Raw genomic sequence first — 14,511 nt, 5'->3', positions numbered from 1 at the left:
CGCGTTATCGCCATGGTAATTCTGCGCCTTGATATTTTGGATCATAAAATAAGTTTGGCGTGATAGCCAGACGCAGCTGCATCGAGAGACGTTTTTTGGTGATAAAAATCACAGAAAGCGCGGTTTTAATTTGCGAGGCGAATTAATTTATCATTACACTCGCAGCGTGACCAAAAGTGTTATTACAGATCTTTGTTGCTGACAAAAAAGAGTAAGTGGCAACAAAGCAATAAGCGTGTCTCATAGGGGGAAGGGCAAATGTTAGGTTATTTACAGAAGGTTGGCCGCGCACTCATGGTGCCGGTAGCAACCCTGCCAGCGGCAGCGATATTAATGGGGGTTGGTTACTGGCTTGATCCTGACAGCTGGGGCGCAAGTAATGCGCTAGCAGCGTTGTTGATCAAATCGGGTGCTGCCATTATCGAAAATATGTCTGTGCTGTTCGCGATTGGTGTGGCGTACGGCATGTCGAAAGATAAAGATGGTGCAGCCGCTCTGACCGGTTTTGTCGGTTTCCTCGTCGTTACCACGCTTTGTTCACCCGCTGCGGTAGCAATGATTCAGAAAATGCCCGTGGAACAAGTTCCCGCTGCATTTGGCAAAATAAATAACCAGTTTGTCGGCATTCTTGTCGGTATCTTATCGGCCGAAGTCTATAACCGCTTCAGCCATGTTGAGTTGCCTAAAGCCCTTTCTTTCTTCAGCGGTCGTCGTCTGGTGCCCATTCTGGTCTCCTTCCTGATGATTCTGGTCGCGTTCATTTTAATGTACATCTGGCCGATTATTTTTGGTGGCCTGGTCAGCTTTGGTGAGCACATACAAAAACTTGGCTCGATCGGTGCAGGGGTTTACGCCTTCTTTAACCGCTTATTGATTCCGGTTGGCCTGCATCACGCATTGAACTCGGTTTTCTGGTTTGATGTTGCAGGCATTAACGATATCCCTAAATTCCTTGGCGGTGCGCAATCTCTGGCTGATGGCAGCGCAACAGTGGGTATCACAGGTCGCTATCAAGCGGGCTTCTTCCCGATCATGATGTTCGGCTTGCCGGGCGCCGCGCTGGCAATTTTTCACTGTGCACGCCCAGAGAACCGCGCCAAAGTTGGCGGGATCATGCTGGCAGCTGCGTTTGCAGCCTTCTTTACCGGAATTACCGAACCGTTGGAATTCTCCTTCATGTTTGTGGCGCCGGTACTGTTTTTCATCCATGCCGTATTAACCGGTATTTCTGTTTTCATCGCCGCGAGCATGCATTGGATTGCGGGCTTTGGTTTCAGTGCCGGTTTAGTGGATATGGTGCTTTCAACCCGTAACCCATTAGCCACTCACTGGTACATGCTGATCCCACAAGGCCTGGTCTTCTTTGCCCTTTACTACGTGGTATTCCGCTTCACTATCCTGAAGTTCAACCTGATGACGCCTGGCCGTGAATTAGCCGTTGCGGGTGATGAGACGGATGGCTACGACGTTAACGTTGATAAAACGGGCGATGGCGAAAACGCGACGGAGTCTCTGGCACGCCGCTATATCGGTGCGATCGGCGGTTCTGAAAACCTGACAGCTATCGATGCGTGTATTACGCGTCTACGTTTAAATGTGAAAGATTCTGCACAAATTAATGAAGGTGTGGCTAAACGTCTTGGCGCATCGGGCGTGATTCGTTTGAATAAGCAAAGCGTACAAATCATTGTAGGGACGCAAGCTGAAAGCATTGCTTCTGCGATGAAACGCGTGCTGACCAAAGGTCCGGTGGCTGCCGCAGCGAGTAATAGTAGTGCGCCAGCGGCAACAGAGGCTAAGCCGCAAGCCGTATTGAACAGCGATAAAAAAGTCATTGCCACACTGGTCTCACCAGTCAGCGGTGAGGTTGTGGCTCTGGATGCAGTGCCGGATGAAGCTTTCGCTAGCAAAGCCGTTGGCGAAGGTTTAGCGATCAAGCCTACCGATAAGCGGGTGGTTGCGCCGATTGCGGGAACCATTGTGAAGATCTTCACCACCAATCATGCGTTCTGCCTTGAAACGGATAATGGCGTTGAAATCGTGGTGCATATGGGCCTGGACACCGTGGCATTAGGTGGTAAAGGTTTCACACGCTTAGTCGAAGAGGGCGCAACGGTCGTTGCTGGCCAGCCGGTGCTGGAAATGGATCTTGAATTCCTTAATGCCAATGCACGATCCATGATCAGTCCTGTTGTGGTAAGCAACAGTGATGATTTTGGCGGTTTGAATCTGTTAGCCAGCGGACAGGTGATTGCCGGCGAAACCCGACTGTATGAAGTAATAGGTTAATTACTCCGCGACACAACCCCAAAGGCAGGAAGCGATTCCTGCCTTTTTGTTTTAAACGCTTAACAAACGGTTGTTTCCCTACGACGCTTTGTGGATCATACTCCGATACTTCGTGGTACAAATCACCCGCTATTCGTATTGAGGATTTTTGTAATGAGTGAGGCTGAAGCCCGCCCAACTAACTTTATTCGTCAAATCATTGACGAAGATTTGGCGAGCGGCAAGCACAGCAGCGTGCATACCCGTTTTCCGCCAGAGCCTAATGGTTATCTGCATATTGGTCATGCAAAATCGATTTGTCTGAACTTCGGTATTGCTCAAGATTACCAGGGTCAATGCAACCTGCGTTTCGACGACACCAATCCGGTCAAAGAGGATGTGGAGTTCGTTGAATCCATCATGCGTGATGTGCAATGGCTGGGCTTTGAGTGGAGTGGCGAAGTTTGTTATTCCTCAAACTATTTTGATCAGCTTTATCACTATGCGGTCGAACTCATCAATAAAGGCCTGGCCTATGTGGATGAACTCACGCCTGAAGAGATTCGTGAGTACCGTGGCACCTTAACGGCGCCGGGTAAAAACAGTCCTTACCGCGATCGTACCCCAGAAGAGAACCTGGCACTGTTTGAAAAAATGCGTGCGGGTGGATTTGAGGAAGGTAAAGCCTGCCTGCGCGCTAAAATCGATATGGCATCTAACTTCATTGTGATGCGCGATCCTGTGCTGTATCGCATTAAGTTTGCTGAACATCATCAGACGGGCAATAAGTGGTGCATCTATCCGATGTATGACTTTACCCACTGCATTTCCGATGCGCTGGAAGGCATTACCCATTCGCTGTGTACGCTGGAATTCCAGGATAACCGTCGTTTGTATGACTGGGTTTTGGATAACATTACTATTCCAGTTCATCCACGTCAGTACGAGTTTTCACGTCTGAATCTGGAATATGCAGTGATGTCGAAGCGTAAGCTGACGCAATTAGTCAGTGAAAAGCATGTAGAAGGCTGGGACGATCCGCGCATGCTGACCGTTTCAGGCCTGCGTCGTCGCGGTTACACGGCGGGCTCTATTCGTGAGTTCTGCCGTCGTATTGGCGTGACCAAACAAGACAATATCGTTGAGATGGCTTCGCTGGAATCGTGTATTCGTGACGATCTGAATGAAAATGCACCTCGTGCTATGGCGGTGTTGGATCCTTTAAAAGTGGTGATTGAGAATTTGCCTGCGGGCCATAACGAAATTATCACTATGCCAAATCATCCAAACAAGCCAGAAATGGGCACGCGCGAAGCTCCGTTTAGCCGTGAAATTTGGATCGATCGTGCTGACTTCCGAGAAGAGGCGAACAAGCAGTACAAGCGTTTGGTGCTGGGTAAAGAAGTACGCCTGCGTAATGCTTATGTGATTCGCGCTGAGCGTGTAGCAAAGGATGAAGACGGCAATATCACTTGCATTTATTGCACGTGCGATGTGGACACGTTAAGTAAAGATCCTGCTGATGGCCGCAAAGTTAAAGGCGTGATTCATTGGGTTTCTGCTGAGCATGCGCTACCTGCCGAATTCCGACTTTACGACCGTTTGTTCAGCGTACCGAATCCTGGTGCAGCAGAAGATTTTCTTGCTGCCATCAACCCAAATTCGTTGGAAATAAAACACGGTTTTGTCGAACCAGGCCTACGAAATGCTGAAGTGACCTCACCTTATCAGTTTGAGCGTGAAGGATATTTCTGTGCTGACAGCGTGTACTCAAAGCCTTCACAGCTAGTGTTTAACCGCACTGTGGGATTGCGTGATACCTGGGCAAAAATCGGCGATTAAAAATTTCGATTACCGACACGATAAAAAAACAAAAGGGCGATTAATCGCCCTTTTTTATTACTGCGATTCCTGTCAATACAACCAGATATGCTGCTTTACATCAAATTGACCCTGCAAGCATATCTGGGAGAAATCTTAGTTTAGTAAAATTAATCAATTACAAGGTGTGAATTGATTTTTTCAGGTAGGCTAAGCGCTCTCAAGCGTTGCTATGCGGGTTACAAAAGGAAAAAAATGACCGTTCTCGCCCAGGAAGCTAAACACAGTGTCGTAGTTTTACATCAACTAATTGAACGTATTTTCAATAATACAGCGACAGCGGATGATAGCTTTCATCTTCTGCTTTCGCACTTTCATCCCGACTTTTGTATGGTGACGCCGCAAGGAAGGCAGCTGAATTTAAACGAAACTGAAGCGCTTTTTCTTCAACTACAAGGTCAGCGTGAAGGGATGCGTATTGCGACCAGTGAACATGTGGTGATTTCTGAGCAAGAAAATGAAGTCATCATTCAATATCGAGAACTGCAAATGATGAACGGTCAAAATCAGAGCCGTATTTCACTGGCGATTTTAGATTGCAGCACCTCTATTCCGCGTTGGCGCTACTTGCAGGAAACGCTCGTAGCCTGAGATCCAGACGCAAAAAAGCCGGTTATAAACCGGCTTTTTCATATCAGTGCATAGCAACTTACTTGTCGTGAAGCGTTTCGTCTTCGCGACAATCACCCAGTGAGCAGTGACCGTAAAGATACAAGCTATGGTTGGATAATTTAATGCCATGGCGGGTAGCGATTTCATGCTGGCGCGTTTCAATCGACTCATCGCTGAACTCAATCACTTTGCCACAATCCAGGCAAATCAGGTGATCGTGGTGATGCTGTTGCGTCAATTCAAAAACAGACTTGCCGCCTTCAAAGTTATGACGGGTTACAATGCCAGCATCATCAAACTGGTTTAATACGCGATAAACCGTTGCCAGACCAATCTCTTCGCCCATATCAATCAGGCGTTTGTATAAATCTTCCGCGCTGACGTGATGGCATTCAGGTTCCTGAAGCACTTCCAGAATTTTAAGTCTGGGCAGCGTGACTTTCAGGCCAGCCTTCTTTAATGCGGTATTGTTGTCAGTCATGCGGATTTTGTCCTGTTACTTTAATCACTTTTGTGGCGCTTGGCCTTGAATGTCGATCTACACCCATTCTCATTTGCGTCTCATTATAGAACCGAAGCAACGAAATGAAAACCGAGTGAAATGCTGGAAATCACCATTAGCTGTGAGGAATTTACCGAGCCGGGGAGGATTTCTACAGAGGTCTGTTAACATTTCGTTCAGCCTCATCTCATATCCAGAGAAATAAGCGGATGACCGATAGGGGTATTCTACAGATTAAACGAAGAAAGTTAAAAAAATGTGGCTATTATTTCTATAGGAATTTCCACTGATTCGATGTGAGCCAGCGCCCACATCGAATCAGTAAGCATTAAGCTTCGATAATCTCTTTGAGCTGTAGCTCATCAAAAATCTGCTTAACCCATTTTTCAACGCGTTCGTTGGTCAATTCTGGCTGGCGATCTTCATCAATCGCTAAACCCAAGAAGTTTTTATCATCGGCCAAGCCTTTGGAGGCTTCAAAGTGATAGCCTTCAGTCGGCCAGTGTCCAACAATCACTGCGCCATTAGGTTCGATAATGTCACGAATGGTGCCCATCGCGTCACAGAAATACTCTGCGTAATCTTCCTGATCGCCACAACCAAACAACGCGACTAATTTGCCGTTGAAGTCGATCTCTTCCAGCGTTGGGAAGAAATCATCCCAGTCGCACTGCGCTTCGCCGTAATACCAGGTTGGGATGCCCAGCAGCAAGATATCAAACGCTGCCAGATCTTCTTTGGTGCTTTTCGCGATGTCATGCACTTCCGCAACGTCTTTACCCAGCTGTTTCTGGATCATTTTTGCAATGTTTTCGGTGTTGCCGGTATCGCTGCCAAAGAAGATGCCTACGAGTGCCATGGGTAAAATAACCTCTTAAATCCTGATGATGAGATGTGTGCTAAAACAGCACATTTCTGCGAATAATAGCAGACGTGACAAAAGCGCGGAACTTGTAAAGCCGTGACATTTGTTTTTGCGTGCGTTTTGCTCGTGTCAGTCTAGTTTGAGTTGTTGCAGCAACATTTGTTCAATCAATTCGCTGCGACTGAGATTGCGCTGTTCCGCCAGCGTATTAAGTGCTTCAACGGCTTCACTGTTCATTTTAAGCTCGACACGGCGTAACCCGCGCCCTTTGTCACGTTTCAGTTGATTGCGTTTATTTATACGCAGCTGTTCATCGCGCGAAAGCGGACTGGTTTTAGGGCGACCGGGACGACGCTCCTCAGCAAACAGATCAAGCGTGGTGCGGTCAGTGTGTTCTTTTGCCATGGCTTAGTGAAACTGAATGGGCGCGAGCGGCGTTTACGCTGCGCAGATTATAAATTATTGGCCCTTACCGCGGCAGAAATAGCCGTCGGCAAATTTTTAGCGCGCCATCATACTCCACGCTAACCGCGTACGCCAATCCTAAACTTTCACCGCCAGGTAATTGCTTTTAAAGCGCAAAAACCGACGAACACTGCGTAAAACGGCATCAGGTTTCTCAGCATGCACCCAATGTCCCGCTCCGCTAATCACATGTGCATGAGCTGCCGGGAACTGTTTCAGTAAAGCATCGCGATACTGATTATCCAGATAGGCAGAATCACCGCCGCGAATGAATAACGCAGGATGTGGCCAAGCCGGAATATCTTTCCAGCCAGAAATGGTCGCGTAATTGTCCCACAGTACCGGCACGTTAAAACGCCATTCTCCATCCTGAAAAGATTTGAGAATGAACTGAATCACGCCTTCTTCATTGATCACGTTGCGCATAACATTAGCCGCTGCACTGCGCAGCTTAACGCCAGATTCTGTGACCGCCCGGATAGCAGCAAAAATTTCATCGTGACGACGGGTTTGATAATCAACCGGAGCGATATCAATCATAACTAACTGTTCAATGCGTTCGGGAGCCAGTGCGCTCATCGTCATGGCTATTTTGCCGCCCATAGAGTGACCTATGACAGAAACGCGATCGATACCATGCGCATCCAGCGTGTCAAACATATCCTGCGCCATTACAGCGTAGTTCATCTCCTCAGAGCGCGGCGACATGCCATGATTACGGACATCAACCTGGATGAGAGGACGATCATCCTTTAATCCACGCGCCAGCACGCCAAGGTTATCAAGGCTGCCAAAAAGTCCATGAATAAGCAGGATGGGCCGGGAATCAACAGTAGATTGTTCAGTTTGCAGACGGGCGTTCAAAATCATGGCAAAGTTCTTAAGTTTGAGACCTAAGCTTAGGTTATCATGGATTCACCTTTTCAGGCGCGCCGGTTCCAGCGGCATTAGGACATATTCTGACTTTTGCCCATAAACCGTTTGAATGCTAACAGCCCGCCTGAATTTAACTTTATAATCCTGATGTTAGAATCCGCTCACATTTCGAATTGCCAAACTTTGCTAAGGGCTTTTCAGGTAATGCATGGTTCTGTCATGAGTAAAAAACCGTACGGAATAAGATGAAAACGATCGAAGTTGACGAAGAGCTCTACCGTTATATTGCCAGCCATACGCAACATATTGGCGAAAGCGCATCAGATATTCTGCGTCGCATGCTGAAGTTTACTGCCGGTCAAACGGCACCTGCAGCGGCTGCGCCAAACGCGGCGAAGCCAGACGTGCATGACGCGCAAGCTGCGCGTGTAGAATCGCGCCCGCAAGATCGCGTGCGCGCCATGCGTGAGCTAATGCTTTCTGATGAGTATGCGGAGCAGAAGCGAGCGGTTAATCGCTTTATGCTGATTTTGTCAACACTCTATCGTCTTGATACCGAAGCGTTTGCCGAGGCAACTGCCTCGCTGCAAGGCCGTACTCGCGTTTACTTTGCGGGCGATGAGCACACGCTGTTGCAGAATGGCACCCACACGAAGCCAAAGCACGTTCCTGGCACGCCGTACTGGGTGATCACCAATACCAATACTGGTCGCAAATGCAGCATGGTCGAACACATCATGCTATCAATGCAGTTCCCGCCGGAACTGACAGAGAAAGTTTGCGGCACCATTTAAACTGAAGCGTCAGGGAGAAGCGCCAATGGCCAATCACCCCCGTGCCGGGCAGCCTGCCCAGCAGAGCGATTTGATTAACGTTGCACAATTAACATCACAGTATTATGTCCTGAAGCCTGATGTGGCGAACCCGGAACATGCGGTGAAATTTGGCACATCTGGCCATCGCGGTAGCGCAGGGCGTCAAAGCTTCAATGAGCTGCACATTTTGGCTATCGCGCAGGCGATTGCTGAAGAGCGCAAAAAGAATGGCATTACTGGCCCATGCTACGTAGGTAAAGATACCCACGCGCTGTCAGAACCCGCTATTTTGTCGGTGCTGGAAGTGCTGGCGGCCAACGGCGTTGACGTTATTGTTCAGCAGGATAATGGCTATACGCCAACGCCTGCGATCTCCAACGCAATTCTTGAACATAATAAGTCTGGCGGCGCGCTGGCTGATGGCATTGTTATTACGCCATCCCATAACCCGCCTGAAGATGGCGGCATCAAGTACAACCCACCAAACGGTGGACCAGCTGATACCAATGTCACCAAAGTGGTGGAAGATCGTGCAAATCAGCTGATCAAAAATGGCTTGAAAGAAGTCAAACGTCTGCCGCTGGATGAAGCGCTGGCAAGCGGCCATATTGTAGAAAAAGATCTGATCCAGCCATACGTCGAAGGGTTAGCGCAGGTTATCGACTTTGCCGCAATCCAGAAAGCAGGATTGAAAATTGGTGTCGATCCACTTGGCGGCTCCGGTATGGCTTACTGGCAGCGCATTGCAGAGCACTACAAGTTAGATCTTACCATCGTTAACGATGCTATCGATCAAACCTTCCGCTTTATGCATCTTGATAAAGATGGCGTGGTGCGTATGGATTGCTCGTCCGAGTGCGCAATGGCGGGCCTGTTGGCTTACCGCGACAAATTCGATTTAGCATTTGGTAACGATCCTGATTACGATCGCCACGGTATCGTTACGCCTGCGGGCTTGATGAATCCAAACCATTATCTGGCGGTAGCGATTAACTATTTGTTCCAGAATCGTCCGCAATGGGGCAAAGAAGTTGCCGTAGGCAAAACGCTGGTTTCCAGTGCGATGATCGACCGTGTTGTTAATGACATTGGTCGTAAACTGGTAGAAGTACCGGTTGGTTTCAAATGGTTTGTGGATGGTCTTTTCGACGGCAGCTTCGGTTTTGGCGGCGAAGAGAGCGCGGGTGCATCCTTCCTGCGCTTCGATGGTACGCCATGGTCAACGGACAAAGACGGCATCATTATGTGCTTGCTGGCCGCTGAAATTACGGCTGTGACCGGTAAGAACCCGCAGCAACATTATGATGAGCTGGCTCAGCGCTTTGGTGCGCCAAGCTACAACCGCTTGCAGGCTTCTGCTACATCGGCACAGAAAGCGGCGCTCTCTAAGCTGTCGCCAGAAATGGTGAGTGCAGACACGCTGGCGGGTGATCCGATCACCGCACGGTTGACTGCAGCGCCTGGTAACGGTGCCTCAATTGGTGGTCTGAAAGTGATGACGGAAAACGGCTGGTTTGCAGCGCGTCCTTCTGGCACTGAAGACGCCTATAAAATCTACTGTGAAAGCTTCCTTGGTGCCGAACATCGCGCACAGATCGAGAAAGAAGCAGTAGAAATCGTCAGCGAAGTGCTGAAAAACGCCTGATAAAGGTGTAATGAAAAAGGCGCCGCTGGCGCCTTTTTTTATGGCATAAATCGATAACCAATCCCGGTTTCGGTGAGCAAATGCAGCGGCTGAGTCGGGTTGCCCTCCAGCTTTTGCCGCAGATGTCCCATATAGATACGCAAATAATGGCTGTGTTCGACCGCGTTCGGCCCCCATACCTGACTAAGCAATTGACGCTGAGTCATCACCTTGCCCGCGTTGTTCAGCAAAACGCCCAGTAAACGAAACTCTATCGGAGTGAGATGAATCTCTTCGCCTGCACGAATCACGCGACGTGCAGCAAGGTCAACGGTCACGTCTGCAAACGCCACTTTAGGCTCAGGATTAATGCCGCTAAAACGACGTAAGGCCACCCGCACTCGCGCCTGTAACTCGCCAATCCCAAAGGGCTTGGTCAGGTAATCATCCGCACCGGCATCCAGCGCATCGATTTTATCTTGTTCATCACTGCGCGCCGATAGCACAATCACCGGAATGGTGCTCCATTGCCGTAGTTCACGGATAAACGTGTTCCCATCACCATCAGGCAAACCCAAATCGAGAATCACCACATCCGGCTTGCGTGTGGCGGCCTCAATCAGGCCACGTTGCAGGGTGTCCGCATCAAACACTTTTAAGGCTTCGCCTTCTAATGCCAGTCGAACGAAACGACGTATTTCTTTTTCATCTTCAATGATCAAAACCGTAGCCACGTGCAACCTGCCATCAAATCAACATTTACTCGCTACTTTAACAACAAATGATCAGCGCGTCCGTGAATGTTCAATTGAGAAAATAACCACTAAAGAAACAACGCCATTACAAGTGTGTAACTTACTTACGGCGTGCATTCTTAAAAGCGATAAATTTGGTCTGGAGGGTGGTCGGATGAGTAGTAAAATTACACAGCTGGGCGTAATATTAGAGTCAGATCACATTTACTCACTTATTACGCTTAAAAAGGAGGCAAACGATGTATCCCGCTTATTCACGCAACAAAATTATTTTGCGTCGTGCCTTGGTGATTTTACTCGGCGTTATGGCGTTACCGATCATGCTTTTCCGTAAAGATCGCGCCCGTTTTTACAGTTATCTGCATCGCGTGTGGTGTAAAACCAGCGCTAAACCCGTTTGGTTGGCGCAGTCAGAAGCGGCAGGAGGAATTTTTTGGTAATTTACCCATCCAAATAGTCAGCCCGGTCATTTTACCGGGCTTTTTTTAAGCATTATCCTCTCAGAATTTCTCTAAACTTAACCTTCAATCCCTTACAGCCAAATAATTTTCAGCTACACTTAAACCTCTACAAGATTTCAGAGGTTGTACAAGTATGAGTGAGAAAATTCCAGTTGGGATCAGTGCTTGCCTGCTTGGCGATACCGTCAGATTTGATGGTGGTCACAAGCGATTAACCTTCGCAACGGAACAGCTCACGCCGTTTGTGCGCTTCGAACCTGTTTGTCCAGAAATGGCGATTGGTCTTCCCACGCCACGTCCAGCATTACGTTTAGTAAAGCAAGAAGACGATGATCTGCATCTCTGCTTCAGCAAAGATGGGGGAGAAGAGGTTACGCAGGAAATGCGCACATGGTCTGAACAGCGGGTGAAAGCAATGCATCATCTGTGTGGCTACATTCTGTGTGCTAAGTCCCCGAGTTGTGGCATGGAACGCGTGCGCGTTTACGAGCCTGAATCCAACAACAACCGCAAAGCGGGAACCGGCATTTTTACCGAGTTTCTGCGTAGAGAGATGCCTTGGCTGCCACTTGAAGAGGATGGACGTCTACACGATCCTGCATTGCGCGAAAACTTTGTAGGACGTATTTGTGCGTTGCACGAATTCAATCAAATGTGGAAGTCAGGTTTGACGCGTGCGCGTCTCATTGCGTACCACAGCCGTTATAAACTGCTGCTTTTAGCGCATTCTCAAGAAAAGTATCGCGAGCTAGGGCCTTTTGTCGCGTCAATGAGCCAGTGGGATTCGCTGGAAGCGTTCGCTTTTGAGTATCGCAATCGCCTGATGGAACTGATGTCGCATCCTGCATCACGGCGTAATCACACCAACGTATTAATGCATGCTCAAGGCTATTTCCGTCGCCAGCTCAGCTCGCCACAGCGGCAGGAACTGGCAACCTTGATTGACCATTATCGTCAGGGCACACAGCCGTTGCTGGTTCCTATCACCATTCTTAAGCACTACATGGCGGAATATCCGCATCCATGGCTGGCTCAACAGCGCTACTTTGATCCCTATCCCGAAGCGCTGCGCCTGCGTTATGGGCAATAATTCGGACCTGATATGACCACCCATTTAGTTTGGCTGCGTAATGATTTGCGCATTAACGATAATCTGGCTTTGCACGCGGCATGTCGCGACAGCAAAGCCAAGGTGATTGCGCTGTACATTGCTACACCGAAACAGTGGCAGCAGCATGATATGGCACCGAAGCAGGCTGCTTTTATTTATCAAAGCTTGCTGCTGCTACAAGAGACATTAGCCGATCGCGGTATCGAACTTTATTATCATCAATGTACTGACTTCAATGCGTCTGTTGACTACCTCACAACATTCTGTGAGCAACATAAAATTGATAACCTTTTCTATAACTACCAATACGAATTCAATGAGCGGCAGCGTGATGCGAAAGTTGAAAAACAGTTAGATGAGAACGGCGTAATTTGTCAGGGTTTTGATGACAGCGTGCTGTTGGCACCCGGCAGCGTTCAAACCGGTGATCGCAGCATGTACAAGGTATTTACGCCGTTTAGCAAAGCTTTTGTCCGTCGGCTGCATCAAGGCTTGCCGGAATGTGTTCCAGCGCCGAGAGCACGTGACGGCGCGCCATTAAGAATTCACAAAAAATCCCCCCTTTAGTTATCAAGCAGCTGACTTTGATCAGGCTCTTTTCCCTCCCGGTGAAGCCGCTGCGCTGAGGCAGTTACGCCATTTCGCCACTCAACCGATTCTGGATTATTCATCCGCACGGGATATGCCTGCCGTTGATGGCACAAGCCGCTTGTCGGTTTATCTGGCAACCGGCGTGCTTTCGCCGCGTCAGTGTTTACATCGGGTTCTGAAAGAACATCCTGCGGCATTGGATGATAATCGCGTTTTTGTCTGGCTTAATGAGTTGATCTGGCGTGATTTTTATCGGCACTTGATGGTGGCTTATCCCGCGTTGTGCAAGCATCAGCCCTTTATTCAGTGGACACATAACGTTGAATGGCAGCAAAACGATGAACACTTCACTGCATGGAAAGAGGGCAGAACAGGATATCCGATTGTTGATGCTGCTATGCGGCAAATGAATGATATTGGGTGGATGCACAATCGTTTACGCATGATCACCGCCAGCTTCCTGGTAAAAGATTTGCTTCTCCACTGGCATGGCGGTGAGCGTTATTTCATGCAGCAGTTAATTGACGGTGATTTGGCTGCCAATAACGGCGGTTGGCAATGGGCGGCGTCAACCGGCACCGATGCTGCACCCTATTTTCGTATATTTAATCCGACAACGCAGGGCGAGCGCTTCGATAAGCAAGGTGAATTTATTCGCCACTACTTGCCTGAGCTCAGTGACGTGCCAGACAGCGATATTCACCAACCGCACGCTTGGGCGAAGAAACACAACAAGGTACTCGATTATCCGGCACCAATCGTGGAACATAAGGAGGCACGTAAAAAGACATTAGACGCCTTTGAGCGCGCAAAAAATGCGGCTTGAGGCGGCAAGGGAGCCGAAATGAATCACTACGAATTAGAGCAAATCGTCAATCAGCAGCTGGATACACACAGCTTCAGCGATTACGCACCCAACGGATTACAGGTTGAAGGCCGCGCCGAAGTCAAAACCATCGTTACCGGGGTTACTGCCTGTCAGGCATTAGTGGATGAAGCCGTAAAGCGTAACGCCGATGCGATTCTGGTTCATCACGGTTATTTTTGGAAAAATGAACCGGCGGTAATTAAAGGCATGAAGCGTAATCGCCTGCGTGCGCTGCTGGCTAACGATATTAATTTATATGGCTGGCATCTGCCGCTGGATGCGCATGCAACGCTGGGTAACAACGCACAGCTGGCGCAGTTACTGGATATTGATGTACGCGGTGAAGTGATGCCACTGGTGTTTTGGGGCGAATTAAAAACGCCGCTGACCGGGGAAGAACTGACTCAGCGCATTGCCCAGAAACTGGGGCGTGAACCGCTGCACTGTGGCGATAACGCACCCGCGAAAATCCGTCGTGTTGCGTGGTGCAGCGGCGGCGGCCAAGGCTTTATCGACAGCGCCGCCGACTTCGGCGTTGATGCCTATATCACCGGTGAAGTCTCCGAGCAGACTATTCACAGCGCCCGTGAGCAAGGTTTGCATTTCTTTGCAGCAGGCCATCACGCGACTGAACGCGCGGGCATTAAAGCGTTGGGCGAATGGCTGGCTGAAAACCACGGCCTCGACGTCACTTTCATCGATATTCCTAATCCCGCCTAAGCACTTCACGGGTCCTGCACTTTCGCGCAGGACCTAAATCTATTGACACATCTCTGTCACTTTCGCATAACTGTCTGCTTTATACCGATAAGCAAAT

The 14,511-nt window shown here is 49.0% G+C and carries 13 protein-coding genes and 1 pseudogene; 9 read left to right on the top strand and 5 right to left on the bottom strand.

Translation table 11 applies throughout. The annotated features are described in order from the left end of the window. Window positions 1-258: 258 nt before the first annotated feature. From nagE to KQP84_RS16465, 3 genes are all read left to right on the top strand, one after another. On the top strand, window positions 259-2,289 hold the full coding sequence (gene nagE / locus KQP84_RS16475) for an N-acetylglucosamine-specific PTS transporter subunit IIBC (protein ID WP_215847345.1): 2,031 nt from the start codon (window positions 259-261) through the stop codon (window positions 2,287-2,289). Between the two features lie 153 nt (window positions 2,290-2,442). Next, a complete protein-coding gene (gene glnS, locus KQP84_RS16470; RefSeq protein WP_215847344.1) occupies window positions 2,443-4,110 on the top strand; it encodes a glutamine--tRNA ligase in 1,668 nt (555 codons plus the stop codon). A gap of 234 nt (window positions 4,111-4,344) precedes the next feature. Beyond that, window positions 4,345-4,740 carry a hypothetical protein gene (locus tag KQP84_RS16465; protein ID WP_215847343.1) on the top strand — a complete coding sequence of 132 codons (396 nt, stop codon included), beginning with the start codon at window positions 4,345-4,347 and terminating at the stop codon, window positions 4,738-4,740. A gap of 58 nt (window positions 4,741-4,798) precedes the next feature. Here KQP84_RS16465 and fur read toward each other — a convergent pair whose 3' ends face one another. The 4 genes from fur to ybfF all read right to left on the bottom strand — a co-directional run bounded on the left by fur (window position 4,799) and on the right by ybfF (window position 7,463). Beyond that, entirely contained in the window at window positions 4,799-5,242 is a 444-nt protein-coding gene (gene fur / locus KQP84_RS16460) for a ferric iron uptake transcriptional regulator (protein WP_215847342.1), read from the bottom strand. Between the two features lie 349 nt (window positions 5,243-5,591). Continuing rightward, a complete protein-coding gene (gene fldA / locus KQP84_RS16455; protein ID WP_215847341.1) occupies window positions 5,592-6,122 on the bottom strand; it encodes a flavodoxin FldA in 531 nt (176 codons plus the stop codon). A 135-nt stretch (window positions 6,123-6,257) separates the two neighbouring features. Beyond that, window positions 6,258-6,533 (bottom strand): LexA regulated protein, encoded by a 276-nt coding sequence (ybfE, locus tag KQP84_RS16450; RefSeq protein ID WP_215847340.1) that lies wholly within the window; start codon window positions 6,531-6,533, stop codon window positions 6,258-6,260. A 138-nt stretch (window positions 6,534-6,671) separates the two neighbouring features. Beyond that, window positions 6,672-7,463, bottom strand: a complete 792-nt coding sequence (ybfF, locus tag KQP84_RS16445; protein ID WP_215847339.1) for an esterase — start codon at window positions 7,461-7,463, stop codon at window positions 6,672-6,674. A 251-nt stretch (window positions 7,464-7,714) separates the two neighbouring features. On the opposite strand from ybfF, the gene seqA reads away from it, so the two are divergent. Further along, window positions 7,715-8,263 carry a replication initiation negative regulator SeqA gene (gene seqA / locus KQP84_RS16440; RefSeq protein ID WP_215847338.1) on the top strand — a complete coding sequence of 183 codons (549 nt, stop codon included), beginning with the start codon at window positions 7,715-7,717 and terminating at the stop codon, window positions 8,261-8,263. 25 nt (window positions 8,264-8,288) lie between these two features. Further along, window positions 8,289-9,929, top strand: coding sequence for a phosphoglucomutase (alpha-D-glucose-1,6-bisphosphate-dependent) (gene pgm / locus KQP84_RS16435; RefSeq protein WP_215847337.1), 1,641 nt, complete (start codon window positions 8,289-8,291; stop codon window positions 9,927-9,929). 38 nt (window positions 9,930-9,967) lie between these two features. On the opposite strand, the gene kdpE is transcribed toward pgm, so the two are convergent. Then, window positions 9,968-10,642 (bottom strand): two-component system response regulator KdpE, encoded by a 675-nt coding sequence (kdpE, locus tag KQP84_RS16430; RefSeq protein WP_215847336.1) that lies wholly within the window; start codon window positions 10,640-10,642, stop codon window positions 9,968-9,970. Between the two features lie 260 nt (window positions 10,643-10,902). Between kdpE and KQP84_RS16425 the strand changes: the two genes are divergently transcribed. The 4 genes and pseudogenes from KQP84_RS16425 (at window position 10,903) to KQP84_RS16410 (ending at window position 14,414) form a co-directional block, all read left to right on the top strand. Further along, window positions 10,903-11,103 (top strand): YbfA family protein, encoded by a 201-nt coding sequence (locus KQP84_RS16425; RefSeq protein ID WP_215847335.1) that lies wholly within the window; start codon window positions 10,903-10,905, stop codon window positions 11,101-11,103. Between the two features lie 154 nt (window positions 11,104-11,257). Next, entirely contained in the window at window positions 11,258-12,214 is a 957-nt protein-coding gene (locus KQP84_RS16420) for a YbgA family protein (RefSeq protein ID WP_215847334.1), read from the top strand. 12 nt (window positions 12,215-12,226) lie between these two features. After that, window positions 12,227-13,652 (top strand): annotated as a pseudogene (phrB, locus tag KQP84_RS16415) (deoxyribodipyrimidine photo-lyase). An 18-nt stretch (window positions 13,653-13,670) separates the two neighbouring features. Continuing rightward, window positions 13,671-14,414 carry a type 2 GTP cyclohydrolase I gene (locus KQP84_RS16410; RefSeq protein ID WP_215847333.1) on the top strand — a complete coding sequence of 248 codons (744 nt, stop codon included), beginning with the start codon at window positions 13,671-13,673 and terminating at the stop codon, window positions 14,412-14,414. The last annotated feature ends 97 nt before the right edge of the window (window positions 14,415-14,511 follow it).

The organism is Candidatus Pantoea bituminis, assembly GCF_018842675.1.
Lineage (GTDB): Bacteria > Pseudomonadota > Gammaproteobacteria > Enterobacterales > Enterobacteriaceae > Pantoea > Pantoea phytostimulans.
Note: the sequence above shows the minus strand (reverse complement) of the source record. Positions and strands in the feature narration are given on the sequence as shown.